This window comes from Brevibacillus parabrevis (genome assembly GCF_003710905.1).
GTDB lineage: Bacteria > Bacillota > Bacilli > Brevibacillales > Brevibacillaceae > Brevibacillus > Brevibacillus parabrevis.
Genome location: NZ_RHHV01000010.1, coordinates 193,917 through 219,174, shown reverse-complemented (window position 1 = coordinate 219,174; position 25,258 = coordinate 193,917). Strand labels below are relative to the sequence as shown.

The following is a 25,258-nucleotide window of genomic DNA, read 5'->3' as shown; positions in this document are numbered from 1 at the left end:
GTAAACGAATTATTTCCAATTGGCATATCCTTTCAATTATATACCCGTTTGATCTAGAGTGTAAACCAAATGAGCAAGAAAAGAGGGCAACCGCGCTTCCGAACGGGAAGTCGGCGCCCTCATTTTTACATCTCTGCTTTCTTCACTTCCGCTTTTTGCAGCTTCCAGCTCGTCTTGTCCCATTTCCAAAGCGACTCGACGTAGGCAATCGTGTCAGCATTCGCGACACCGCTCACCCGCTGCACACCTTTCAGCTCGCAGATGCCATCGCGGTTTTCGTCGACAGGCGCAAGCACGCTGAAGCTGTTCGGCATCACGTCTGTGGGCGTCACCAGCTTGCCGTTTTTGTAAACGCCGTTTTCTTCGTATATTTTTTTGCGATCGGACAAATCGAGAACCGTGGTCTGGTTCGTCTCTTTGATCAAAATCGGAACCTTGTAGTTGTCCTGATACGAACCGGAAATCGTCAAAGGCTGCGGCACGGGCAGCACAACAGGCTTGTTGTCCTTGTTGCTGAACAAATAAAAGTCGGACGTTCCCCCGCTTCCGCCCGTAGGCGCTTGCACCAAAATTTGTTTGGTGCCGTTTCCGATAAAATCGCAAAAGGCCATGTCCGGCTGATAACCGCCATACGCCGTCGTGAAAAAGGTCGTCTTTTTCGCGACCGGATCTTGGACCATGACCTTCAGCTTTTCAAAATACGGGCTGTCCGCAGCAAAGCGTTGACCGAGCAGCGTCACGACATCCGGCTTTCCGTCTCCGGTCACGTCCTGTCTTTTGATCTGGATTTCCTCAAAAACGCCTGGTTGCTGCTGAGGCTGGCGCACTTCCTCTGCCAGAGCAGGCCCCGCTCCTCCCGCGATCAATACACAGGCCAAAATGACTGCCCAGCCAAATCGTTTTCTTTTGTCCATATCCATCCACCTTTGCTTTTTTGAACCTTAGGCGTAGTATGCAAAAAAAGCTGTGCTGCCATGCCTTTTTGTTGCGCGCATCGGCTGGTCAAAATGGCTAGATGAATTTATGGAAAGTGCGGTACACTATTCCAAGAATGTTGACCGTTTAGGCAAGCAGACGAGCATGTTTTCATACGTATGAGAATGACAGTCCAATCAGGAGGCGATGCAAGCGTGAGTACGCCAGAAAAACGGCGGGTCGCACAGGCTCCGCCCAGCCGCGAAGCGCTGCGCACGGCTTATGAGCTGATTCTCACACGGATTTTGCCGCGTCTGCCGCCGACCTCTCAATCTACTGGCAGGAGATGCGAACATGAAGATACGACTGATCGAAAACGGGATCATCACGCAGATCGATGACATAGAGGACGCTACCCAAGCACCCGGACAAGGCTTTTTTTGGATTGACGCTTCTCCGTTTGATCTGGATATTTTACAGCCGCTGTACGATCTCCACCCTCTGGCAATCGAGGACTGTATCGACGAAGAAGAACAGCGGCCCAAGCTGCAAATTTACGACGATCATTATTTTCTCGTGCTAAACGGCATTGCTTTTCACAACCAGGATATTTTTTTGCGCGAGATCAATATTTTTTTCGGCAGTCATGCGATTATTACGGTAACGAAGCAGGAAGCTCCCGAATTTGCCTCCATGCTTCCGATTATCAGGGAAAAAGAAGTGAATCACCCGGACACGTTTTTGTATCACCTGATTGACCAAATTGTCGATCGTTATTTTGATGTGACGGAAAAAATCGAGGACTTGATTGAAGCGCTGGAAGAGGAAATATTGATGAAGACGCGCAAATCGCACCTGGAACAGATCATCGGGCTGCGAAGCGAGATTTTGTACGCGCGAAAAATGCTGTTGCCGCAGCGCGATTTGATTGACGCTCTGCACAAAAAAGAACTCCCGCTGATTCGTCCGAAGCTGCGGAAGTTCTTTGGCGATATTTGGGAGGACGCGAGTAAAATCGTGGAAAACTTCGAGACATTCCGCGACCTCATCGGGAACTTGCGCGAAGCTTATCAGGCGGCCCTCGCCGGACGGGCAAACGACATCATGCGCGTGTTTACGGCTTTGACCACCATTTTCATGCCGCTCACGATCGTGACGGGCATTTACGGCATGAACTTCGACTTCATGCCAGAGCTGCATTCGCCCTACGGCTATTACGTCGTGCTCGGGTGCATGGCGCTCATCGGGCTGACGATGTTCATCCTGTTCAAGAAAAAAGAGTGGCTGTAAACGAACAGGCTAGACGAGATCACCGCAGGCGACGATCATCAGCGAAAGTATTTTAGACAAGTCGCACTCATACGGCTGTGCCAGCTCCTGCCCATCTTCATCGACCAAAATGCGAATGAGCGGGCGGCTTGGCATGCCTTTGTTGAAATCAATCACGATGCCTGACACCCCTGTATTGAGCGTGACGCTCAACCCGACCGGGTACAGAGCGATGGTGTCGCGCAGCGCTTCTACATAAAACTGGTCAAACAGTCTTCCCGAGCCGGAATAGAGCACTTCCATCGCTTCGTGGGGCAGCATTCCCCGGCGATAGATGCGATCGGAAGTCAAGGCGTCGAATACATCCGCTACCGCCATCAGGCGACCGAACGGGTGAATTTGGTCTTGCTTCAGATGGCGCGGATATCCGGACCCGTCCCAGCGCTCGTGGTGCTGAAAAGCGCAGTGGGCAGCAAGCAACGGGATGTCGTCTTGCCTGCGCAGCATTTCAAAACCGATTTCGGTATGTTTTTTCATCACTTCAAACTCTTCTGGCGTCAGGCGGCCCGGCTTTTTCAAAATCGTGTCCGGAATTTGCACTTTCCCGATATCGTGAAGCATGCCGCCAATAGACACATCGAGAATCTCCCGCTCTGTACAGCCTGTATTAATCGCCAGAGCCGTACTGTAGAGGGCGACGTTAAAGGAATGGCTGAAAATATAATTATCGAAGGCGCAGGCATCCGCCAACAGGTTGATCGCCGATTTGCTGCCTTTCAGCTCGTCGGCTACCGCAGCCATGACCTGTCTGAGCTGACGGCCCAGGTTCTTGTCCGTGAACAGCTGCTGCCATTTTTGCGGTACCTCCTGGACACTGCGAAACGTATCGTGAATAATGGACATCGCCTGTCTGCGCGTGCCCTCGGAAATGACTGTATCCACCATGATATCGTCCGTGCGTTCATCTTGTATGTACAGGCTGTTGATGTTCTTGCTCATGAGGCGTCCGATCATTCGCTGGGTCAGTTCAACTCCCGCCCCAACGAGTACCGTTCCGTTTTCTGCATAGATGGAACGGGCAAGCTTGTCGCCCGGCTGGCATTTTTGAATGGATTTCAGTCTCATTTCCAACCTTCGCCTTTCATCAGAGTATCCCTATTATAGCGTGATTCGACGTAATTCTACATGAAAAATTTTCAAGTCTTTCAATTAGACATATGGACGGGAGACACAGGTGAAATAGCTTGGAAGAAGCTGCGGTATGTTTTTAGGTTATCGGTACTTCCGGGGGGAATTTTGAGGAAAATGCGGAATGACAGAAAGCTTGCTTGGGGTGACGCTTGGGAGATTGCGTTATCGGTAGGTACTTTTTGCTGTGGCAGGGAAAGATTGAATGCAGGAAGCTTGTTTGGGTGACGCTTTGTAGAACGCGTCATCGGTAGGTACTTTTGCTGCGGCGAAGAAAGATTGAATGCAGGAAGCTTGCTGGGGCGCCGCTTTGTAGAATGCGTCATCGGTACTTTTGCTGGGGCGAGGAAAGAGACGAATCGCTGTAGCTTCTTGGGATACCCCCTGTGGGTCTCGACTGCACGGCTCCGGGGAAAAAGCGAAACCGCGTCAAAAGCAGCTCGCTCACAGATGCGGGGGCACGTTGACGCTTAAAACCATGTTTCGCTTTTTCCTCGGAACCTCGGTCGGTATCCCAAAGAGCTTTCGCGCATTTCGTCTCTTTCCTCGTCAGCGGCTGGTGGTGGTGGTCGCGCGGGTTTTAAAGAAAAGAAAATACCAAATGCTAAAAAGCTTGCTTGGGCTGACCCTTTGTAGTCCGCTTCATCGGTACTTTTGCTGTGGCAAGGAAAGAGCTGGAGAGTTCAACGTATGTTTCAAAAAGACATGAAAAAATGTTTAAGTTTTTTCTTGAAGTCAATTGCTGAATGCACCTCATCCATGCAAAAGATCGTTCATTAGCCGAACTGGATTTCCCCCCGATCAACTCTCAAAAATCCCAATCCGACCAAAGCCTAACGTTGACCAAGGAAACAGGAGAAACAAGCGGCAGGGCTTTCGGACTCCTACCCAGTCGGAGCCAAAAAAGGAAAACACGCCTTTAAGCAGCAACTTGATTTCGCTTCCATAAGCCATCTGCTTTTGTCGCGGTTTTCCTTTTTTACCGGAGACGAGCTTTCCAAGCTTCCCTGCTAGAGGCCAGTCGTCCTGCAGCGGTTTCTCCTGTTTCCTCTCCCTCCACTACAGCACCGATTAACAGCCGCACTTAAACTTGCCCCCCTAATCAACTTTCAAAAATCCCACTCCGCCCAAAGCTAAACGCTGGCCGAGGAAACAGGAGAAACAAGCGGCAGGGCTTTCCAAGCTTCCCCGCAAGATGCCAGTTGTTCTGAGAAAATAAAGTTTTCAACTGAAAATGATCAACACCTAATTTAAGAAAACTATATAAATGAAAGCCTCAAACATATTGTGTACATCTAATATGTTTGAGGCTTTATGTGTTGGATTGGGCATTTATTTCGTATAGAAACGCTTTTTAGGAATCTAATGCTGTCAACTACGTTCAGCCTAACGATCGGTTGCTGTTTTCCATGACTCTCTGAATATAAGACTCCAGTACCTCGATGAACAATTTGGCCGCTTTCCCCATAAACCTGTCCGCATGGTAGATGATACAAATATCCTGGCTTGGCGTAGGGTTCAAAAGGGTGACGGCGGTGATCGTATCGCGATTGAGATTGTCCACTAACAAGCGGGGGAGAATGCAAGCTCCTACGCCTTGCTCGACCAAGGATAGCAATGTCGAAAGGGTGGAGGTTACAATCGGGCTATCGATCTTGATCCCCTTTTGCTGGCAGCAGGCATTAATGACCTTTGAAATTTGATGTTCCGAACCGAACATGACCAGCTTCATATTCTGCAATTGCTCGAAGGGAATGGCTTTCGCTTTCGCAACGGGGTGATCCGAGCGTAGTGCCAAGACGAACTCCTCATGAAACAGCGGTATAACGGTGATACGATCATCAGGTTTGTCAGGAGTTGTGGTAACGCCAAGATCCCGGATACCGTCGACAACCTGTTCGTACACATCTGTCGACTCCGTGACTTTAATCGACAACTTCGGGTACGAGCGATGAAAGTCGATAAGAAGGGCGTCAAACAAAAGGTCTCCGTCACCAGGAAGAATCCCGATATCCAGCTTGCCACCATCTACCTTCTTTAAGTCCGCAATGGCCCCCTGAATGTAGTCAATGCGTTCGAAGATGATCTTGCTCTGCTCCAAAAGAATTTGCCCCGCATCAGTTAAAGCAATCCGTCTCCCAATGCGATCAAATAGCGGAAGTCCCAGTTCATTTTCCAAAAACTTAATTTGTTGACTGAGGTTCGACTGAGTCGTACAGAGATTTTCTGCCGCTTTGGAGAAGTGCATCTCCTTGCAGATGGCAGCAAAATACTGGAGTTGTCTAAGTTCCATACCGTCATGCCCCTTTTCCATTTTTTGCACGTCTTAGAAGCGAATGACTCCTTTACAGTATACCCACTATATGGATGATTTGCACGAATCGGTAATCGATCGATTAGTGAGACCGATCAATTGCATCGGAATCGTGTGATTGTTGCGTATTCAGGGGAGAGCTACACTTGCATTAAGAGAGCAGCAACAAAAAAGGAGGCATGATCTTATGAGTCAAACCATTATCCACACTGCTAACGTACTTCGTCAGGTTGTCATTGGTCAGGTTCAAGCCATTTCCGAGGAGCAGCTCGACATACAACCGATGGGCTTCCACAACACAATCCGCTGGAATGTCGGTCACATCATCTTTTGGATGGATCGGTACTCCACGCTCTGTTTCGATTCTCCATCCTTGATTCCGGATCAGTATGAAGCGCTGTTTACGTCCGGTACGAAGCCAGCTTCATGGACGACAGCTCCCCCGAGCAAGGAAGAATTGCTTCAATTGCTGACGATGCAGCTTTCCCGGCTATCCGAGCTGACGCCTGAGCTGCTCGATGCACCATTGAAATCGCCGTATGTCATGGGGCCATTCCAATTCGATACGGCAGGCGAGCTGTTCAACTTTGCTCTGGTTCACGAAGGGATTCACCTTGGTACAGTTTCAAGCCAGCTCAAGTTTATAAAATGAAGCCCTGCATCTAGATACCTAAAGCGATGGATCACACAATGAAATGAGGAGGCTTGTTATGACGAAAATCCATGAAGTATTTGCTGCTTTTAGGCGTGCTTTCGAAACAGGGAATACAAGCGATTTCCTAAAAAAGATTACGGATGATTTTCATTTCTTCGTTCCGCTGCCGCTTGAAGGCTGGAATCAGAAGCAGCAAGGCCAAGAGCGGTTCGAGGAATTAATCAAGTTTGAGCGCTCGGTATTTCAGATGAGCCTCACGCCGCTGATCGAGCTAGAGAATGAAAGCTACGGGATGGTCGTATTTCGCTCGGAAGGATTGCTGTACGGCAGGCCTTTCCAAAATGAGCTTTCGGTCGTCTTCGAGTTCGAGAAGGATCAGGTCCGCTCCTTCCGAGAATACGTAGGAATGCCGTTAAAAAATTACGAGGCACCGATGGTTGATTAATCTAACGAGAGCGATAGTTCAATAAAGCAGCGGCGAGTCTAAGCTTTCTTTTCCGGTCTTAGGTCGCCGCTGTTGCATTAATTGGGGTCAGTCTAAAAACAAAAAAACACCTTCGTCTCATCGACAAAGGCGTTCCGTTGTCCATTTCTGAACCGTTAATTCATCATCGCTACAGCATTTTGACGACCGCTTCCCGTCCGATCATCCCCGCTGTGATGCCTTGCGCCTCCGCTGTTGTCGTCACCGATTCCAGCGGCGCATCCAGCAGCTCCTCAATCGTTTTCACCCCGACAGCCCTGCCAGCCAAAATCTCCCGGCTCGCCAGCCGCTCATTCAACAGACCCACGTCCAATGCTCCGCACATGATGTACCCTTTGTCTGTCGTCACCGCAAGCAATGTCGTCTTGGGAAGCCGTACCGTGACGGCAATCGCCGTCCCTTCCGGAAAGTGGATAGGCAATACCTCGACCATCCTGCTCCCTCCTTTTCTCTCCTGCCTTTTGCGTTACCATCCTATGACACAGGAGCGAAAAGTGTGTGAATCAGTGCAAGTTCACAGCCGGGAACTGCTCGTCTTCCATTGCGACCTTGCGCTTCATCACTTCAATCATATAAGTAGCCATCATGTGAAACAGCTCTTCCTCGTCCATTTCTTCCGCCAGTCCGAGCAGGGCGTCGCGGTCCTGCTCGTGCAAAACGCCAACCACCACGGCCGTAATGTCCTCTTCGTCACCGTTGAAATGACCTTTGTACAGCTCGTATACTTCGTCGATAAATCTCATGGCTCATCCCCCCTGCTTCATTCGATAGCATGCCCAGAACTTTCAGGGGACACCTTTTCCCATCTCGGCAAAAAAGCGCTTTGCACCAAAGTTCGGTCTGTGATCGTACTGGCAATCACTTCGCGAAGCATTTCCGGGTGGAAAAATTCAATCTCCCGCCCTTGCAGCAAATCGGGAAACAGGCGATTGTATATGAACATGTCAACCGTCCCGACACGATACTCCCGTTCGCGGATTAGCGGTTGCCCGTTGACTTCGATCGCGAGGATGTGCGGCTGCCCCGACTCTTCATAACGAATCCGCAGCCCGTCCACTGCCATCCAGCCTTCGATTTTGCCGCGAAAACCGCAGCCGCGCAGCTCGCGATGCACGATTTGCGGCTGGATCGCCTGCTCCAGCACACTGGCGAGCTGCTCTCCCGTCAACGTGACAGCGCAGGCGTTGATCGGGTGCGGCACGCTTTCCAAAAGCTGGGCAAACGTCAGGCGGCCCTGATGCAAGTCGGACAGCAACAGTCCTCCGTTGGCGATCCCCACTTCTGCTTTGGTCCATCTGCGAATGCTCGCCGCCAAAAACGAGCCAAACGGCGTCTCCTCCGTCCAGTTGACGTGCAAATCCTGCTCCAGCTCAGCAATCGGCTGAAACAGACTGGCATCTGCCGCTGCCTTTTCCTTTTGCAAAAAAACGCGCAGCGCCTCATCCGGCGCGTAGCTGGCGGTGTCAAACAACTCTGCCGAGACATCCGCAATCTGTTTGCCGTCGCGATCCCACACAAGCCGGATGTGGCCTACGTGCTCGCCAAAACGCCCGGTCTGGGCAATCAACGTGTTTCCGACCCGTTCCCCGTGCGGAAGCGTATGGTGCGTATGACCGCCCAGAATCACGTCCAGCCCTTCGACTTCCGCGGCGATCCGACAATCCGTCTGATAACCGAGATGAGACAGCAAAATCAAAATATCCGCCGAAGAGCGCAAGGCAGCAACCTGCTCACGAATAAGCGGAAGCGGATCGAGAATTTCCCAGCCCAGGCTCTGATAAGTAGAAAAAGGAATCGTCATGCCAAGCAAAGCGACCCGCAGCTCTCCAAGCGTATGGATAGCATAGGGGACAGCCCACTGTGGAGGTGCCGAGCTGGCTTTATCCAGCAAGTTGCCGACGATGACCGTGAAGTCCGCTTGCTCGTACATCTCGTCGAGCTTCTCTTTGGGCAACGTGATGCCCTCGTTGTTGCCGATCGTCGCATACTGGTAGCCGCATCTGTTCATGACTTGGACATTCGCTTTTCCGAAGCTTGCCTCCGAGCGGACATCCATGCGATCCATATGATCCCCGATATCGACTGTCAGCACATGTTCCTGTTGGGCCTCCCACAGCTGGCGGCTTGTTTTCAGGCAAGTCGCAATCTGCGGCATTTTTTCGAAATGACTATGCAGGTCATTCGTGTGCAGCAAGTGCAAGGTCCAGGTGTCCGCCACGACTTTCCCCTCCCTTTTGTCTCTAAGGTCAACCGATGATCGCTTTTATGATCATTTGTACAGCTATCGCCAAAATCAGGATGCGCAAGAACAGCACAATCGTGCGTCCTTTCAGCTTGCTGGCTATGACCGCGCCCAGCTTGCCGCCCGCCCATGCGCCAGGTGCCAGCATCGCCGCATACAGCCAGTTCACATGATCGTGAAAAATGTTTGTGACCGAGCCGATCACCGCCGAGAAAAAAATGACCAGCATGGAGGTCGCCGTGGCAATGTGCGGAGGAAACCGGAACAACAGCATCATCGCCGGAACCATCAACACTCCGCCACCCACGCCAAACAAAGAAGACGTGATCCCGACAAAAAAAGCGATCGTAATGACACTCACCCTGCTATATCCATACTCGTATTCATTGCCCTCGTTGTCGACAAACTGCCGCTTGATTTCCCAGTTGATCTGGCGCGGCCGGAGTTTGTCCTTGACCATCAGGATGACGAACATGCACAACTGAAACAAGCCAAAAAGCAGTGTAAAATCTTCTGTTGCTAGTAATGTATTAAGGTAGACACCCACGATAGCACCAGGCGCGCTGCCAATAAAAAAAAGCAGGGCGCTTTGCATATCGACTTTTTTTTGCTTGATATACGATATGGACGAGGACAGCGCCGTCACCGCAATCACAAGCAGCGAGGTCGCTGCCGCTACTTGCGGAGACATGGAGTTCGGCTCATACCAGTTGGCGAAAAACAGCAACGCCGGAACAAAAAAGATGCCGCCGCCAAGCCCGGCGATACTGCCAATGACTCCGGCGACCACCCCGATCACCAAAAACAAAACAGCGATGGCTACAAGCATGTCTCCCCTTCTTTCTTCCTTGTTAAAACAACTCCATCTGTCTGGGATTCAAACCGCTCGGATCAAGTCCCAGCATGTCTGAAAACTGCTTGGCGTTCGCTGCCGCATCGCCTCCAGAGTTATTGTTGAACAAAATGCAAACTTCATCCGCTTCCTGCTCAATCTGCCGGATGTGGACAAGCCACTCTGCCAGTTCTTCCTCGCTGTAGCGGTACAAGTAGCGCACATCGCGCCATTTTTGACCTTCTCCCGGATCGCGCCACCCCGATTTGTTGCGCCCGTGAAACCGGACGAGAGCCAGCGAAGAATGCGTGACGGCGGGCACAATCGGAACCGATCCTTGCCCCGCCTGTGGTTCATCGCACAAGACGTGCACGGCTTCGATTTTATGTAAAAAGTCCAGCGTGCGCTCTCTAAACCGCGCTTCGAACCAGCTCTGATGGCGAAACTCCACCGCAAACGGATACGCCTTCATCGCTTGCCGGCAAGCCTGGACATACTGGACATGCTCCCTGGTGCAGTCAAACCAGGGCGGGAATTGAAACAGAAGCGACTTCAGCTTCCCGGCCTCGACAAGCGGCTGGATGCTCTCCTCAAACTGTTGAAACAGCTCGCGCCGGTTCACAGGCGCATCTCCCCGCTGATGGCCCGTCATCGCCTGGTGCGGCTTCACGATAAATCCAAAACGGTCCGGAGTGTCCCGGACCCACGACTCGTAGTTTCGCTGTGGTAAAATGGCGTAAAAAGAGCTGTCTACTTCCACAATCGGAAAATGGCTGGCGTACACCGCCAATTTATCGCCGCTGCGCACCCCTTGTCCGTACAGCGTGTCATGATCGCCCCAGCCACAGACACCCACATGTATCGTACTCATGGCAAACACCCCTAACCAAATCAAGCGAAATCAAACAGGAGGAGTCCCTTCGCATGAAAACAACTGACTGGTTGGGTGACCCCTTTGCGTTTAAGGATAACAAATTATACATGGGCCGAAAAGTAGCGAACCGCCTCCTGCGTGGCGCTCAGGAGGCGGTTCCTTATGAGTTTTCCGCTCTGCTCGCGGGCAGAGACGCGACAATTACCGATGCGGTTGCCATGCCGATCTCTTCGGACACAGGCAACTTTTCCTGGGACGGCCCTGCCTTTCTCCAGGCGCTTCACTCGATTCGCAAGCGCCAGCTGCAATGGCTGGGCGTCCTGCACACGCACCCGCATACCGCTCCCATCCCGTCCAGACAAGACGTTTTGGGCTGGCACTACCCTACGCTTTCCTACTGGATCGTCAGCTTGGCGTCTGAGACACCGGAGTGGCGCGTCTATCAATGGAAGAACGGGGCATTTCTGTTGCGCGATTACACCGTGACAGAAGCGGCGGACGAAGCCGCCAACAGTTCTGCTGCTGTCTCCCCTTCGTCTCCAAAAAACTCCTGATACAAGGCGATTACGGCGCGGTCGGCTTCTGCCGCTTTCACCCCGAACATCATGCTGACTTCAGAAGAGCCTTGATTGATCATCTCCAGATTCACCTTCGCCGCAGCCAAAGCAGTAGTCGCTCTGGCTGTGGTGCCCACCGATTGGCGCATTCCTTCCCCGACGATCATGACGAGTGCGAGACTGTGCTGCACCGCAACGTCGTCCGCTCCCAGCTCGCGAAACATGCGCTCGATGATCCGCTTTTCCTTCTCCTCTGTCAGGTCTTTCTCGCGCAAAATGACCGAAATATTGTCGATCCCGGAAGGAGTGTGCTCGTACGAAATCCCTTCCTCCTCAAAAATTTGCAACAGCTTGCGGCCAAAGCCGATTTCTTTGTTCATCAAATACTTGCTGACGTAAATGCTGCAAAAGCCGCTGTCGCTGGCGATTCCCGACACCCTGTTTGTCGCAAACGGACGCTCGGCAACGATCATGGTGCCTGGCGCAGACGGATTGTTCGTATTTTTGATGCACACCGGAATGTCAGCCTCATAAGCCGGAATTAGCGCTTCCTCATGAAACACGCTGAATCCCGAATAAGACAGCTCCCGCATCTCGCGGTACGTGATTTCCTTCACTTCCTTCGGGTTGGCAATCAAGTTCGGATTCACGACGTACACCGAGTCGACATCGGTAAAGTTTTCGTACACTTCCGCAGTCACCGCTGCTGCCAAAATCGAGCCGGTAATGTCCGAGCCGCCACGCGAGAACGTCACCAACTCACCGCTTTTCGCATACCCGAAAAAGCCGGGAAAGACAGTAATTCCGCTACGTTCCCGCAAAGAAGCAAGCTTCGCGTAAGCTTCCGGCAAAACGTGGGCGTTGCCCGCTTCGTCGGATACGAGCATCCCCGCGTCCTGCGGATTGACGTAGCTCGCTTCCTCGCCCAAGCTTCGCAAGTAGTGGGCCACGATTTTGGCGCACGTATCCTCTCCCGCTGCTTTGGCAGCATCCATGAAGCGCTCCGCTGACAAGCCTTGCCGATTGCTCAGCACGTCATCCAGCTCGCTTTTGATTTGCTCTGCGACAGCTTCTCCCAGCCCCAGCTCAGCGATGATCTCCTCATAACGCGCAAAAACAGCCTGCTTTTCTTCCTCGGCCTGTTGCTGCTGCAAAAAACGGTTCGCGCAGCTGATCAAGAGGTCTGTTACTTTTGTATCTTCCTTATGTCTTTTGCCAGGGGCTGAAACGACGACGAGACGTCTGTCCCGATCCGCCATGACGATGCTGCACACTTTTTTTATTTGCTCGGCATTCGCCAGGGAAGTGCCACCAAATTTTGCTACCTTCATTCTTTACTCCTCCATCTATCCGCTCTTGTCCGGTCTTTTTCTTTCATGAATTATGTTACTAGCTTAATGTATCCACCCAAAAAGCACAAGTGTCTTTTCCACAAGTACACAACAGAATAATTTGGACAAGTTGACGCATAGTAACGGGTGAGAGATTCCACAATGAGGTGTGTTATGAAAAAACATGTACGCTTGCTCCTCCTCACCTGTGCCGTGTTCCTGCTTCTCTCCTACAGCCAAACGGCGTCCGCGATTCGCGAAAAAAATCGCGAATACTACGAGACGCGCGGGGAGATCGTCTGGGAAGTTCCCACGAAAAGCAAGATCATTGCCCTCACTTTTGACGACGGGCCGGACCCGGGCTACACCCCGCAAATTGCCGCCCTGCTGAAAAAGTACGAGGCCAAGTCTACCTTTTTCGTGGTTGGCTCACGTGTAAGCCAGTACCCGGAAGTCGTTCGCTTACTGGCTCAGGATCAGCACGAGATTGCCAACCATACCTACAGCCACCCCGATATTCGCCGCCTTTCCCCGGAGCAGTTGCGAGAGGAAGTCGAAAAGACTCAGGAAGCGATTCATTCGGCAACAGGAATACGACCTGCGCTGTTCCGTCCGCCTGGGGGATACTACAGCGAGTCCATCGTGCATACGGCGAAGCAGTCCGGCTTTTTGGTCATCATGTGGTCGTGGCATCAGGATACGCGCGATTGGGCAGACCCCGGCGTCAAAAAGATCGTCGACAAGGTGCTGAACAACGCCCGCAACGGCGATATTGTCCTGTTCCATGACTACGGCGGAAACCGGAAACAGACGGTGCAGGCGCTGGAACAAATTTTGCCCGAGCTGAAAAAACGCGGCTACAGCTTCGTTACCGTCAGTGAGCTGATGAAGCACTCCGGTAGACTCAAGCAAGTAGACCGAGCGGATTAAACAGCACAAATCCCCCTTGTGGCTGAAGGGGGATTTGTGTTTTGTCACCTTCGCATTATGCTTTGTGATCCGTTTTGTTTGCTGGTCGTGCCTTGTCATCTGCGGGATTGCCCGCGAGCAAGTGGGAGATAGACGGAGCAGCAGGCTGGCTTTGGTTCGCCGTTGGAACAGACTGCGCCGCACTGCCCTTTTGCATGAAATCGGAAATCATTTTGTTCATATCAAGCCCGGATACGTCTTTGAGCATCTCTGGCAGTTGGGCCATCAGCTTCGTGACATTGCCGCTCAGTCGGTTGACGCCGTCTCCCTGACCGCCGCCCGCATCCACAATCGTTACTTTGTCGATCGCCCTCATCGGCTCGGCAATTTTTTCGGCCAGTTCAGGCAGCATTTTGGCGATGATGTCCAAGATGGCGGCATGACCGAACTTCTCGAACGCTTCCGCGAGCTTTTCCTTCCCTTCCGCTTCGGCTTCCAGCTTGAGGCGCGTTACTTCTGCCTCTGCGCTTCCTTTCGCCTTCTCGGCTTCGGCAATCGCCAGACCTTCCAGTCGCTTCTGCTCCGCCATCGCTTTCGCCTCTGCCTCGATCCGGTATTTGAGCGCATCTGCTTCGCGCAGTTTTTTCGCCTTTTCCGCTTCCGCCGCTTGCTCCACGGAGTAGCGATCCGCATCGGCTTTTTTCTTCACTTCCGCGTCATATTGCTTCTCGCGGCGCAAAATTTCTTTTTCTTCCAGCTCGATCTCTTTTTGCTTGCGCACCAGATCGATTTTCATTTCTTCTTCCGTAACTTGCTGCTTGGCGACAGCTTCTTGCAGCTTGTAGGCTTGGTCCGCGCTTGCTTTCGCCCGGTCCTGCTCCTGTTTGAAGGCAGCTACCTTCAGCTCTTTATCTTTCTCCGCTTCCGCGATGTTCGTTTCTTTCAGCAGCTCGGCTTTGCGCGCCTCTTCTTCGGCCTGGGCCTGTCTGATCCGCGCTTCCTTGTCTGCGTCGGCTTGCGAGATCGTCGCATCGCGCTTGACTGCCGCGATCTGCGGAATCCCCAGCGCTGCCAAATAACCGTTTTTGTCGCGCACATCCTTGATCGTGAAGCTGACCACGGACAGCCCCATTTTTTTCAAATCTTTGGTCGCGACCGATTGAACTTCCTGGGCAAAGCGCTCGCGGTTTTTGTAAATTTCCTCCACCGTCATGCTGCCGAGAATCGCCCGCAAGTAGCCTTCGAGCACTTCCTGCGCCTCGGCACGCAGAGCCTCATCTTTTTTGCCCATGAACTGCTCGGCAGCGGTGGCAATATCCTCGATCGAACCGCCGACCTTGATAATCGCCACACCGTCCGCCATGACAGGTACACCTTGCTCTGTATATACTTCTGGCGTGGACACGTCGAGCTTGTGGGACAGAAGACTCAGAAAATTTGCTTGTTGAAAAATCGGGAGGATGAACGCACCGCCGCCGCGGACGATTTTCATTTTGCGGCCAGACTCGTCGCTCAGCACATTTTTCGTGCCCAAATAACTCCCTGTCACGATCATCGCTTCATCGGCACCAACGGTTTTGTACCTTGCCCAAAATGCGATCCCCAAAACGAGAAAGACTGCGACTACGATACCGACCGTTACTAAAATGTCCGGTTCAAACATGCACTCTCAGCTCCTTTTTCTATGATTCAGGCTGGAAAGGAATAACGTACAAGACATGGTCGCGCACTTCTACCACTACGACGCGCGTTCCTTGCGGGATGCTTACCCGCTCCAGACTGGCAGCCATATGGTAGGTCGTCCCGCTGAGCATGGGCAAAAGCACTTCGCCCAAGCCCTCTGCCGGAATCGTCGTGCCCACCTCGCCCAGCTTTCCGCCCAGTTGGGTCATGGAATAGCCTGTTGAGTTCTCTGCCTGGCTCATCGGCTTTACCCAGAGAAAGTACGCGAAGACTGCCAAACCCGCACCGATGACCGCGGCCAACACAAACACGACGAGGTCAGACAAACTGGTAAAACGGGACAAAATATACCCGGCGCCGCCAAAAGCGGTGAGGCCGCTGACAAAAGTGATTGGCTGAAACAGCGGCAAATGAAAATGATCGAGCCAATCCGAGACCGCATCGCCGAATAAAAGCGATAAGACGGTATAAATAATGCCACTCACAAGGCAGACCATGTAGACGGTTTCAAGTACGCCCACGCTTGTCACTCCTTTCCAAGATTGCATCTATTTTTCATACGTTTCAGCTCGGAAAAGGTTTCATAATTAAGGAAAATCCTCCCTGTATACAGAGAGGATTTTCCCGCTTTCATCCGATGAATGTTTGTACAAGCAAATACAGATTCAGCCCCATAATGATCGTCGCCACGATCCAGGCCAGCCATTTCAGCCACCCGGCGTTGGCAAACTCGCCCATTTTGGCCTTGTCGCTGGTGAATTTAACGAGCGGCACGACAGCAAAGGACAGTTGGAGGGACAAAATGACCTGGCTCAAAATCAGCAAGTCGGTAGCCCCGCTCTCGCCGTACAGCGCGGTGACAATGACGGCTGGCACGATGGCAATCAAGCGGGTAATCAACCGGCGCAGCCATGGGGTAATTCGCAAGTTCAAAAAGCCTTCCATGACGATCTGGCCTGCGAGCGTTCCCGTCAATGTGGAGTTCATCCCCGCCGCCAACAGAGCGACCCCGAACAAAATGCTGCCGAGCGTCGTGCCGAGCAGGGGGGCCAGCAGGTGATAAGCGTCTGCGATATCGGCCACATCTGTCATCCCCGCCTGGTGAAATGTCGCGGAGGACAAGATCAGGATCGCTGCATTGATCGCCATGGCGAACACCAGGGCAATCGTCGAATCGAGCGTTGCGTATTTGATCGCTTCCTTTTTCCCCAACGTCGTCTGGTCGTACTGTCTCGTTTGCACGATGGACGAGTGCAAGTACAAGTTGTGCGGCATGACCGTCGCCCCCAAAATCCCGATCGCAATGTAGAGCATCTCCGGATTTTTCACAATCTCTGTGCTGGGGATGAAGCCGCCGAGAATCCCGGCGATGTCCGGCTGCGACCAAAACATCTCGAATGCGAAGCAGGCACCGATCGTCGCAATCAGGGCAATCACGAGCGCTTCAATATAGCGGAATCCTTTGTTTTGCAAAAACAGGACGATCATGACATCAAGCGCGGTAATCAACACGCCGTACACGAGCGGTATTCCGAAAAGCAAATTCAGGGCGATTGCCGCCCCGATGACTTCTGCCAGGTCGCACGCCGCGATGGCAAGCTCGCACAGTACCCACAGTCCCATGGCTACCGGCTTGCTGTAGTGATCCCGGCATGCCTGCGCCAAGTCTCTTCCTGTCACAATCCCCAGCTTTCCAGCCAGCGCTTGCAGCAAGATCGCCATCAGGTTCGATAGCAAAATAACGGAGAGCAAGGAGTAGCCGAAAAGGGAGCCGCCCGCAATATCCGTCGCCCAGTTGCCCGGGTCCATATAGCCGACCGCCACGAGATAGCCGGGGCCAGCGAAAGCTAGAAACTTGCGAACCCACGAGCCTTTGGTCGGAACTTTCATAGAGCGGTGGACTTCCGGCAACGATGGCCCATCCGCCTCTTTTCTCCATGCTTGCTGATTTTGGGCAGCTTCGCCTGAGTTTGATCTGGATAGCATAACCCTTCACCTCAATTTGTGGATCAAGTCACCTTTTTTTCCCCAAGGCAACTCTTGGTCAAAAAAATATAGAAATTTGCCTCCACCAAAAATGTTTACCTAGCGAAATATATGTTTTATTATACTCCGATTCCGCCCTTTTGCAATGGTTGCCCTGCATATATTTGGGCGCTTGTTGAACACTACTCGTATTCCTTTTCAGGAGGGCTTGATCGTGAATTGGGAACAGGAACTGGCCGAGCAGATGAGCGGCAGCTCCGATTACGTCCAGCAACAGCTGCGGATCGGAGAAAATGTCTACACGGTATGTTATTTAGAGTGTTTGGTCGAGGCCAACTATATTCAGGATGAAATTGTGGAAAAGTTGGCCGATCCAGCCTGCCGCTTCCCCTTTCATACTTTGGAGACAACTCCAGAAGCCATCGAAGCGATTTTATACGGCAATCTCGTAATCTACAGCCATGCAGAGCAAGTCTTGTATGTCGCAAACGGAACCGGGATGGAGACGCGCAACGTTCAGGAATCCGAAAATGAGAGTTCGCTTCGCGGCCCCCGCGACGGGTTTGTGGAATCCGTGAGCACCAACCTCTCGCTGATCCGCCGCCGCTATCCTGACCCGGAATTGAAAGTGGACATCCGGCAAATAGGCCGGCGGACCAAAACAAAAGTCGCGTTGGCGTACATAAACGGGATCGTCAATCCGGTTATTCTCGATGAAGTGAAAACTCGTCTGTCGACCATGGATATCGATGGCGTCATGGATAGCGGAACCGTGGAGCAGTGGATTGAAGACAGCTGGTATTCGCCTTTTCCGCAGACACAATACACAGAAAGCCCGGCAAGAGTGCTGCACATGCTGCTGGAAGGGCGCATCGCGATCATCGTCGACGGTTCTCCCTTCGTGCTGATTGTGCCCGTCACCTTTTCGATGCTGTTCCAGGCTCCCGATGATTATTACGAGCGCTGGATGATCGGGTCGGCAATCCGCATCATCCGCATAACCGGTGCCAGTATTGCCCTGATTTTGCCTTCCTTGTACATTGCGCTTATTTCTTACCATCCGGGAATGATTCCAACCCAGCTTGCGCTCACCATCTCCGCAGCCAGGGCGGAGGTGCCGTTTCCTTCGTTCCTGGAAGCCGTTTTCATGGAAGCGACGCTGGAAATGCTGCGGGAAGCCGGACTGCGCTTGCCGAAGATCATGGGCCAGACGATCGGCATTGTCGGCGGGCTGGTCATCGGACAATCAGCCGTTGAAGCCGGGATCGTCAGTCCGGTACTCGTGATCGTCGTAGCCATCACCGCGATCTCATCCTTTCTCGTGCCTGCCTACAACGGGGCCATCGCCCTGCGTCTGCTACGCTTTCCCCTGATGCTGCTCGCAGGCAGCCTCGGGCTGTTCGGTCTTATCCTCGGCATTCTTGCTATTCTCGCGCATCTGGTTTCATTAAAATCGTTTGGCATCAACTACTTTTCTCCGCTCGTTCCCTACCGCCCGAGCGACTGGAAAGACATGTTTGTCCGGGCACCACTGCCTTATTTGCGGGACAGGCCGGAAATTTTGCACCCGCAAGATAAAAAGCGGATGGATCTGCACAAACGAAAGAAAGGATGGTAGATGTGATCAAAGACAAGCTGACTGCCCCACAAATAACCGTACAGTTGTTTGCCGCAATCGTGGGAGTCGGTATTTTGTCCTTGCCGGAAACTGTCGGGAACAAGGCTGGCGTCGACAGCTGGATCGTCATCATGGTTTCCGGCCTGGTTGCGATGGTCGCTGTATCGATGATGGCTTATGTCGGGTCGCGATTCCCCGGGAAAGGGATCATTGAATACGGTCCTTTTCTGTTCGGCCGCTTTCTCGGCCTGGTGACCTTGCTTGCTTTTCTGGTCTATTTTTTGATGTTCGTCGGGACAGTCGTCCGCATCTCTGCCGATGTAACCAAGCTGTTTTTGCTCGACCAAACCCCTATAGAAGTGGTCATTATCGGCATGCTCAGTGTGAGTACCTATTTGATCATGCACGGAGTCAATGCCATTGCCCGGTTCAACGAGGTGATTCAGCCGATTGCGGTGTTGATTTTGCTGCTCGTCCTGACCCAAACCGTCCGCGACACCGACATCGGCCGCCTGCTCCCCATCATGGGTGACGGGATCGCTCCGTTGCTGCACGCCTTTCCGACCACCTTTTTTTCCTATCTCGGATTCGAGATTTTGCTGTTCATTCAGCCATTCATGGAAAAACCAGCCCTCGGGCAAAAAAGCGCCCTGATCGGAGTTGCCGCTACTCTTTTTCTGTACACGCTGGTCACAGCCCTCTGCCTTGCCGTGTTAGGCGGTCATGAAGTTACGCTGGTTGAATACCCTACGCTGGCGATCATTAAAAATATTGAGGTGCCTGGCGCTTTCATCGAAAGGCTCGATTCCATCATGATGATGGTCTGGATTCCTTTTGCCATCACCACGATCGTCATGTTTCATTTTTGTGCCAGTCTGATCGCCTCCCGCTTGCTCAAGCTCCAGGAGCACAGAGTCATTGCCTTGCTGCTCGTGCCTATCGTGTTTTTGATTGCCGTCCTGCCACGCAACACGCTGGAAGTGGACGAATGGAGCAAATGGTCCAGCTATCTTGGCTTCGGCCTGATTATCGTCATTCCGCCTTGTCTCTGCCTCATGTACAAATGGAAAGCAAGAAGGCGGGCACGCGCATGAGAAAAAGTCCCGTCTCCCGTCTGTTCGCACTCCTCATGCTGCCAGTCTTGCTCACCGGATGCTGGGACAGGGTGGAAATTCAAGATCGACTGTTTGTGCTGGCTGCTGGCATTGACAAGAACGTGCAAAAAGAACAGAAACGGTCTTATTATGAATTTACCGCCCAGCTGGTCGAGCCACGCGCCTTGTCCGGCAAAGTATCCTTGCCGAACGTCTCTCCCGTCTGGAATCCGACTTCCTCCGGACCGTCGATTTTTGAGTGCATTCGCCTGATGGCGACGCGCGTGGCGAGACAGCCGTACTATGAGCATCTGCAGGCAATCATTATCGGGGAGGAGCTGGCGAAGGAAGGCATCGACAGGTCATTGGATCTCTTTTACCGCGATCACGAGTCGCGCCGCAAAATCAAGCTGATCATCGCCAAAGGAAAGGCAAAAGAGGCTCTTTATGTCAAACCGCGGCTGATGCCCTTGCCTGGTCGCTACATTAGCAAGCTGACGGAAGAAGGAGAGTCGAAAACAGCCAGATTGCCTGCGACCACATCCATCGGGGAATTTTCCCGCAACTTCCACAACGGAGAAAACAGCATCCTCCCCGCTATTCGAGTCGAGCAAAACGAGGTGAAAATGGCGGGAGGCGCGATCATGAGAGGAGACCGACTGATTGGCTGGCTAAGCGATCATGAAATAAAAACGCTCCGCTGGATTAACGGAACGTTTTCGAAAGGCGATGAGGTGATCGTCAAGCTAACGGACGCGGATGAACGGCCCTCTTTCATCACAATGGAAGTAAAGGGCGCCCGTTCCACCGTGAAAACATCGGTCGAAAACGGAAAGCCCGTGATTACCCTTTTGATTCGCGGAGAGGGCAATATCGCAGAAGACGGCTTTGGCAATAAGCCTACCATGGAGAAAATCAAGAAAAAAGAGGAGCAGATCAATCATGCGCTCAAGCAGAGAGTGGAGAAGCTGATCGCCATGATGCAGCAAAAACACGGGATCGATATTTTCGGCTTCGGCGAAGAGTTCCGCAGATTTCAGTATGCTTACTGGAAAGCCCACAAACATGAGTGGGATGCCTTGTTCAAAGAAGCAGAAATCCGCATAGACGTGCAAACGTTCATCCGCCGTTACGGCCAATTCAAATAGCAATGAAATGGGCGACAAGCACGATTCCTGACAAGATCAGCAAAAGGTAGCCGCCCCCTTTGGCAAAGGCCGCATCACGGGTCAGCTGACGATTGCGGTAGGCGACATAGTACCGAAAACGCAAAATCAGGCCGACCACCAAAAGCAAGATGACCAAATAATAAGAGGTCAGGGATTCGAGAAATCCGATAACAAGCGAAAATCCCATCGTACTCCCCCTTTTCCATCCTGGTGTGATTTTCCTAGTATGGTCCAGGGGTACGTTCCTTATCGCTTGCTCATTTGAAGCACCTTTTTCAGGCGGCGAATCCCTTCCCTGATTTTGTCCGGCTCTTCCCACGAATACGTCAGCCGGAGCCAGCCCGGCTCGGCACCATACACCCCGCCCGGAGTGAAGACGACTCCCTCCCGGATTGCACGATCCAGCAGCTCCTGTTCCTCTAGCGGCTCATGCAGTTGGCACCAGATGTGATAGCTGCCCGCTGGTCTGTTCCAGGCAGCATATTGTTGCAATTCGGTTTCCAAAGCAGCGTTCATCGCCTGTTGCTGCTCTCGCAAGTAAATGGCGAGTTTGTTTATTTGCTCCTGCCAGCTTGCTTCCTGCAAAAAATGACGCGCAAGCTGCTGCGAGATACTGCTTGTGCCGAAGTCCATCTGCTGCTTGGCGTCAGCAAGCCGCTCCACGACAGAACGCGGCCCCACCAGCCAGCCGATCCGCAGCCCCGGAGCTACCGTCTTGGACACACTGTTGACGTAAAGCACATGTCCCGCTTGGTCAATCGCCTTGATCGGTCGCGGAGGAAGTGCCGCTCCTGCCAGACTGAGCGCCCCGTAGGCGTCATCCTCCACCAAAGGAATCCGCAATTCCTGGCACGCGGCCAAAAGCTGCGCCCGCCTCGGTTCACTCATCACAATTCCGGTCGGATTATGGTATGTCGGATTGGCGAAAACCATTTTGATCCGCTGTTCTCGATGCAACGCAACCAGTGCCTCCGGGATGATCCCTTGCTCGTCTTGCGGCAACCGAAACAGACGCAGCCCGGCCGAGCTGAACAGCGGCAAGGAATACGAGTAAGACGGCCCTTCCATCGCGACCGCATCGCCCGGATTCAACAAGCACTGCGTAATCAGATGCAGCGCCTGCTGCGCCCCGGAGGTCACCAAAATTTCCTCGCTGTCCGCTTTGATCCCGTAATGCTGCGCCAAATGCTCGGACAGCACGGCCCGCAGTCCCGGATCTCCTTTTGGCTGCGCGTAGCCAAGCTCCAGGTGCATATGCTTCAAACCGCCCAACTGCTCGGCAGACATAGACGGAATCATCGACGTATGCAGCTCTGCTTTCGCCAGGTTAATGATCGAGGAATCCAGGCAAGCATCCTGGATGCGTTTGGCAAGCGGATAGGCAGGCAAAAATGCGCCTCCGTTCGTGTATTTGTACCAGTTCGGCATTTGCTGGACTCCCCACAAATGTCGGCTGACCCATGTACCGCTTCCTTGCCACGATTGCAACAGCCCTGTTGCCCGCAATTCCTCATATGCCGCTGATACCGTTCCCCGGTTTACGCCGAATCTTCTCGCCAACACCCGCTCGGGCGGCAAAGAAGCGCCTGGCTGCAGCTCCCCGGATACGATTTGCTGCTCCAATCTTTTCACAATTTGCTGATACACCGGAATCCCCGCAAGCTTGTCAGGCTTCCACTCCATCTCGCTCCCGCCTCTTCACCGTCTTTTTTTCCATTGCTTCGACAAATTGGCCTACTCATCCTGCTGCCAATTGGCCCTACCGTTCCCATCCGTCCTCTACTAAGCTGAAAGCACACTGTTCGCATTTCTCATCAACAAAGGACGGGATCACAAATGAAAGCAGACTCTCTACCTGAGGAAGCACACACAAAACGGGCGCAAGACACGCCCGCACACGCAAAGCCTGACGGCGGCATGACCTTGGAAAAGGCGGGCATGCTATACGGCTTGCTCGGCGTATGCAGCTTCAGCCTCACCCTGCCTGTGACAAAAGTGGTCGTCACTGCGCTCTCGCCCGCATCGGCCGGACTTGGCCGTGCGCTGATCGCTGCCATCTTGGCTGCATTAGTTCTCGTGTTCAAGCGCGTTCCGCTGCCGTCCTTGGCCCAATTCAGCCAGCTCGTCCTCGTTTCCGCTGGCGTGGTGATCGGCTTTCCTTTTTTCTCCTCATGGGCAATGGAGCGCGTGCCCGCTACCCACGGCGCGGTCATTATCGCCCTGCTGCCGCTCGCAACAGCAGGCGCAGCCGCCTTTTTTGCCGGAGAGCGCCCGGGAAAAACGTACTGGCTTTCCAGCATAGTCGCGTGCCTGACGATTATCGGCTACGCTGTTCTCTCCGGGTTTGGCGCCTTGCAATGGGCTGACCTCGCGTTGCTCGGAGCCGTCGTGTCCGCTGCCATCGGCTACGCCGTCGGCGGGCAGCTCTCCAAAACGCTTGGCGGCTGGCAAGTGATCAGCTGGTCGTTGATTATCGCTTTCCCGTTTCTCGTCGTGCCGATCGCGGGTCCGCTCCTGACGGAATTGCAGCATGCCTCCTGGACCGTCTGGGCTGGCTTTGGCTACATCAGCGTCGTCAGCATGTTTCTCGGCTTTTTTGCCTGGTATCACGGCCTTGCGCTTGGCGGCGTCGCCCGCGTCAGCCAGACCCAATACTTCCAGCCGTTTTTGTCGATTATCGCCTCCTGGCTGCTTCTCTCCGAGCCTTTTACATGGGGAGCCGTGCTGGCGACCGTCATTGTCGTGCTCGCTGTTGCCAAAGGAAAAAATGCCTCTGTCACCGTAAAACAGCCAGCGCCGTCCACAAACAGCAGATAACAACTGCTTCCGCCAAGCTCACAAGCATCTTGTCTGCTGCACATAAAAAAGCACCGCCCACAAACAGCAGGCAGCGACTCCTTTCCACCAAGCTCACAGGCATCTTGTCTGCTGCGCATAAAAAAGCACCGCTCCCCGATGAAAAGGACGGTGCTTTTGCTGCTTATCGTTCCATTAGCCAACTGGTCAATTCGTCTGATCGAGCATGTTTCCCATATATCCCGGGCGATAGACTGGATCACTTAACGCTTGCAAAACCTGATCGGGCCGCGCGCTATGATACTGTGGCAACGTTCGCCACTCCTCCAGCGTCACCCAGCCTGCCCAATCGATCTCTTCGTCCTCCAGCCCGCCGGGAATCGGCGTCTTGTCCTCTCCCACCAGCTTGGCGAGGACAGCAATCCCCACCGTATGCTTGCCAGTGCCTTCCTGATCAATCCGGTCGTCCACCCAGAGCAGACGCTCCATTTCGACCAGCAGTCCGGTCTCTTCCCATACTTCCCGCCTCGTGGCGTCCGGGATGGCTTCCAAATACTCCACATTTCCACCCGGCAAGCTGTAACAGGTTCCGTTTTTGCCCTTTTCCCGAATCACCAGCACTTTTCCTTCGTGCCAGACCACTACTGTGACTCGCAAACGTATTTCTTTCATCCCGCTCGCTCCCTTCTCAGATGGCAGGGGTACGCATAACATGCAGGGAATCGACACCGGAGTGCGCAAAACATTCCTGCAAGGCATCCAATCCAAAACGCTCGACATACCCGGCTTCCGATTCTGCGATCGCATGCAGCATCATGAAGCGGATGACGTCGGCGCCGTTCGTATAATATTCAAAGCCGACCTCTTCAAAATAGGCGGGGGTAAGCACGGCGTGATTCAGCACAGAGCCTTCGACAATCGCCTCTTCCAGCTTGAACAGCTCTCCTGCCTGCACGCGCTTCTGCTCCTGTTCCCACTGACGGATCACCGCCGACGCAATCGTCGCCAGATGCGCGATCATTCCTTTTTGAAACTGATAGGAATACAGCATGCATTCGCTCGCTCCGGTCTTGTGCAACTCCAGCGTCACGTATGTCCACCATCCGCGCCTGCGCGATGCCGGATAAACCGCAATCAGCACATCCGCCGCTTCGAGCTGATACAATTCTCCCCGACACCCGAAAAAACGCTCGCAATGATCGATCAGTTGCCCTGTTACTAGCATATGTATATCCTCGCTTCAACAAGAAAAAAATGTGCGGTTCACCCGAAAAAAGCATGCTCCGAATCGCAAGCATACTGAGCGTATCTTATTTCCGATCCAGCCCCTTGACCATACCTA

The 25,258-nt window shown here is 53.0% G+C and carries 26 protein-coding genes; 10 read left to right on the top strand and 16 right to left on the bottom strand.

Annotation, left to right across the window (positions count from 1 at the left end; all coding sequences use genetic code 11):
* Nucleotides 1-125 precede the first annotated feature (125 nt).
* A complete protein-coding gene (locus EDM60_RS13705) occupies nucleotides 126-914 on the bottom strand; it encodes a hypothetical protein (protein ID WP_173599639.1) in 789 nt (262 codons plus the stop codon).
* Between the two features lie 216 nt (nucleotides 915-1,130).
* Here EDM60_RS13705 and EDM60_RS28400 point away from each other — a divergent pair, with 216 nt between their 5' ends.
* Together EDM60_RS28400 and corA are read left to right on the top strand one after the other, a co-directional pair.
* Complete coding sequence (locus EDM60_RS28400; protein ID WP_141254221.1) at nucleotides 1,131-1,316, top strand: hypothetical protein; 186 nt, start codon at nucleotides 1,131-1,133, stop codon at nucleotides 1,314-1,316.
* Nucleotides 1,270-2,205, top strand: coding sequence for a magnesium/cobalt transporter CorA (corA, locus tag EDM60_RS13700; protein WP_122964480.1), 936 nt, complete (start codon nucleotides 1,270-1,272; stop codon nucleotides 2,203-2,205). The genes EDM60_RS28400 and corA overlap by 47 nt, the downstream gene beginning before the upstream one ends.
* A 9-nt stretch (nucleotides 2,206-2,214) precedes the next feature.
* On the opposite strand, the gene EDM60_RS13695 is transcribed toward corA, so the two are convergent.
* Together EDM60_RS13695 and EDM60_RS13690 are read right to left on the bottom strand one after the other, a co-directional pair.
* Entirely contained in the window at nucleotides 2,215-3,309 is a 1,095-nt protein-coding gene (locus EDM60_RS13695; RefSeq protein WP_122964479.1) for an HD-GYP domain-containing protein, read from the bottom strand.
* Between the two features lie 1,444 nt (nucleotides 3,310-4,753).
* Complete coding sequence (locus EDM60_RS13690) at nucleotides 4,754-5,665, bottom strand: LysR family transcriptional regulator (protein WP_122964740.1); 912 nt, start codon at nucleotides 5,663-5,665, stop codon at nucleotides 4,754-4,756.
* A gap of 208 nt (nucleotides 5,666-5,873) precedes the next feature.
* Here EDM60_RS13690 and EDM60_RS13685 point away from each other — a divergent pair, with 208 nt between their 5' ends.
* Both EDM60_RS13685 and EDM60_RS13680 read left to right on the top strand, forming a co-directional pair.
* Nucleotides 5,874-6,338 carry a DinB family protein gene (locus EDM60_RS13685; RefSeq protein WP_122964478.1) on the top strand — a complete coding sequence of 155 codons (465 nt, stop codon included), beginning with the start codon at nucleotides 5,874-5,876 and terminating at the stop codon, nucleotides 6,336-6,338.
* A gap of 58 nt (nucleotides 6,339-6,396) precedes the next feature.
* Nucleotides 6,397-6,786, top strand: coding sequence for a nuclear transport factor 2 family protein (locus EDM60_RS13680; protein WP_233454095.1), 390 nt, complete (start codon nucleotides 6,397-6,399; stop codon nucleotides 6,784-6,786).
* Nucleotides 6,787-6,955: 169 nt separating this feature from the next.
* Here EDM60_RS13680 and EDM60_RS13675 read toward each other — a convergent pair whose 3' ends face one another.
* From EDM60_RS13675 to EDM60_RS13655, 5 genes are all read right to left on the bottom strand, one after another.
* Nucleotides 6,956-7,258: a YunC family protein gene (locus EDM60_RS13675; protein ID WP_122964476.1), complete on the bottom strand. Its 303-nt coding sequence runs from the start codon at nucleotides 7,256-7,258 to the stop codon at nucleotides 6,956-6,958.
* 70 nt (nucleotides 7,259-7,328) lie between these two features.
* The gene (locus EDM60_RS13670) at nucleotides 7,329-7,568 is read right to left on the bottom strand and encodes a DUF6154 family protein (protein WP_122964475.1); all 240 of its coding nucleotides are present in this window, start codon (nucleotides 7,566-7,568) and stop codon (nucleotides 7,329-7,331) included.
* Between the two features lie 17 nt (nucleotides 7,569-7,585).
* Nucleotides 7,586-9,043, bottom strand: a complete 1,458-nt coding sequence (locus tag EDM60_RS13665; protein ID WP_122964474.1) for a bifunctional metallophosphatase/5'-nucleotidase — start codon at nucleotides 9,041-9,043, stop codon at nucleotides 7,586-7,588.
* A 28-nt stretch (nucleotides 9,044-9,071) separates the two neighbouring features.
* Nucleotides 9,072-9,896 (bottom strand): sulfite exporter TauE/SafE family protein, encoded by an 825-nt coding sequence (locus tag EDM60_RS13660; RefSeq protein WP_122964473.1) that lies wholly within the window; start codon nucleotides 9,894-9,896, stop codon nucleotides 9,072-9,074.
* A 22-nt stretch (nucleotides 9,897-9,918) separates the two neighbouring features.
* Complete coding sequence (locus EDM60_RS13655) at nucleotides 9,919-10,770, bottom strand: DUF72 domain-containing protein (protein WP_122964472.1); 852 nt, start codon at nucleotides 10,768-10,770, stop codon at nucleotides 9,919-9,921.
* A gap of 53 nt (nucleotides 10,771-10,823) precedes the next feature.
* Between EDM60_RS13655 and EDM60_RS13650 the strand changes: the two genes are divergently transcribed.
* Nucleotides 10,824-11,327 (top strand): M67 family metallopeptidase, encoded by a 504-nt coding sequence (locus tag EDM60_RS13650; protein WP_122964471.1) that lies wholly within the window; start codon nucleotides 10,824-10,826, stop codon nucleotides 11,325-11,327.
* On the opposite strand, the gene EDM60_RS13645 is transcribed toward EDM60_RS13650, so the two are convergent.
* Entirely contained in the window at nucleotides 11,249-12,661 is a 1,413-nt protein-coding gene (locus EDM60_RS13645; RefSeq protein WP_122964470.1) for an aspartate kinase, read from the bottom strand. The genes EDM60_RS13650 and EDM60_RS13645 overlap by 79 nt on opposite strands.
* 174 nt (nucleotides 12,662-12,835) lie before the next feature.
* On the opposite strand from EDM60_RS13645, the gene EDM60_RS13640 reads away from it, so the two are divergent.
* A complete protein-coding gene (locus tag EDM60_RS13640) occupies nucleotides 12,836-13,591 on the top strand; it encodes a polysaccharide deacetylase family protein (RefSeq protein WP_122964469.1) in 756 nt (251 codons plus the stop codon).
* A 55-nt stretch (nucleotides 13,592-13,646) separates the two neighbouring features.
* Here the strand turns inward: EDM60_RS13640 and EDM60_RS13635 are convergent, their stop codons facing one another.
* The 3 genes from EDM60_RS13635 to EDM60_RS13625 all read right to left on the bottom strand — a co-directional run bounded on the left by EDM60_RS13635 (nucleotide 13,647) and on the right by EDM60_RS13625 (nucleotide 17,239).
* On the bottom strand, nucleotides 13,647-15,233 hold the full coding sequence (locus EDM60_RS13635) for a flotillin family protein (RefSeq protein ID WP_122964468.1): 1,587 nt from the start codon (nucleotides 15,231-15,233) through the stop codon (nucleotides 13,647-13,649).
* Nucleotides 15,234-15,252: 19 nt separating this feature from the next.
* Nucleotides 15,253-15,774 carry an NfeD family membrane protein gene (locus tag EDM60_RS13630; RefSeq protein ID WP_122964467.1) on the bottom strand — a complete coding sequence of 174 codons (522 nt, stop codon included), beginning with the start codon at nucleotides 15,772-15,774 and terminating at the stop codon, nucleotides 15,253-15,255.
* 109 nt (nucleotides 15,775-15,883) lie between these two features.
* Nucleotides 15,884-17,239 (bottom strand): Nramp family divalent metal transporter, encoded by a 1,356-nt coding sequence (locus tag EDM60_RS13625; protein WP_122964466.1) that lies wholly within the window; start codon nucleotides 17,237-17,239, stop codon nucleotides 15,884-15,886.
* 214 nt (nucleotides 17,240-17,453) lie between these two features.
* Between EDM60_RS13625 and EDM60_RS13620 the strand changes: the two genes are divergently transcribed.
* From EDM60_RS13620 to EDM60_RS13610, 3 genes are read left to right on the top strand one after another with little or no spacing between them, the layout of a single operon-like run.
* Nucleotides 17,454-18,857 carry a spore germination protein gene (locus EDM60_RS13620; protein ID WP_233454094.1) on the top strand — a complete coding sequence of 468 codons (1,404 nt, stop codon included), beginning with the start codon at nucleotides 17,454-17,456 and terminating at the stop codon, nucleotides 18,855-18,857.
* Between the two features lie 2 nt (nucleotides 18,858-18,859).
* Nucleotides 18,860-19,951, top strand: coding sequence for a GerAB/ArcD/ProY family transporter (locus EDM60_RS13615; RefSeq protein ID WP_167470297.1), 1,092 nt, complete (start codon nucleotides 18,860-18,862; stop codon nucleotides 19,949-19,951).
* Nucleotides 19,948-21,099: a Ger(x)C family spore germination protein gene (locus tag EDM60_RS13610; RefSeq protein ID WP_167470296.1), complete on the top strand. Its 1,152-nt coding sequence runs from the start codon at nucleotides 19,948-19,950 to the stop codon at nucleotides 21,097-21,099. Before EDM60_RS13615 ends, EDM60_RS13610 begins: the two co-directional genes overlap by 4 nt.
* On the opposite strand, the gene EDM60_RS13605 is transcribed toward EDM60_RS13610, so the two are convergent.
* Together EDM60_RS13605 and EDM60_RS13600 are read right to left on the bottom strand one after the other, a co-directional pair.
* Nucleotides 21,092-21,307 (bottom strand): CLC_0170 family protein, encoded by a 216-nt coding sequence (locus tag EDM60_RS13605; protein WP_122964463.1) that lies wholly within the window; start codon nucleotides 21,305-21,307, stop codon nucleotides 21,092-21,094. The genes EDM60_RS13610 and EDM60_RS13605 overlap by 8 nt on opposite strands.
* Nucleotides 21,308-21,366: 59 nt before the next feature.
* On the bottom strand, nucleotides 21,367-22,803 hold the full coding sequence (locus EDM60_RS13600) for an aminotransferase-like domain-containing protein (protein ID WP_122964462.1): 1,437 nt from the start codon (nucleotides 22,801-22,803) through the stop codon (nucleotides 21,367-21,369).
* Nucleotides 22,804-23,037: 234 nt separating this feature from the next.
* On the opposite strand from EDM60_RS13600, the gene EDM60_RS13595 reads away from it, so the two are divergent.
* On the top strand, nucleotides 23,038-23,937 hold the full coding sequence (locus tag EDM60_RS13595) for a DMT family transporter (protein WP_122964738.1): 900 nt from the start codon (nucleotides 23,038-23,040) through the stop codon (nucleotides 23,935-23,937).
* A gap of 186 nt (nucleotides 23,938-24,123) precedes the next feature.
* Here EDM60_RS13595 and EDM60_RS13590 read toward each other — a convergent pair whose 3' ends face one another.
* The gene (locus EDM60_RS13590) at nucleotides 24,124-24,588 is read right to left on the bottom strand and encodes an NUDIX domain-containing protein (protein WP_122964461.1); all 465 of its coding nucleotides are present in this window, start codon (nucleotides 24,586-24,588) and stop codon (nucleotides 24,124-24,126) included.
* Nucleotides 24,589-24,604: 16 nt separating this feature from the next.
* Complete coding sequence (locus EDM60_RS13585) at nucleotides 24,605-25,141, bottom strand: suppressor of fused domain protein (protein WP_122964460.1); 537 nt, start codon at nucleotides 25,139-25,141, stop codon at nucleotides 24,605-24,607.
* Between the last annotated feature and the right edge of the window lie 117 nt (nucleotides 25,142-25,258).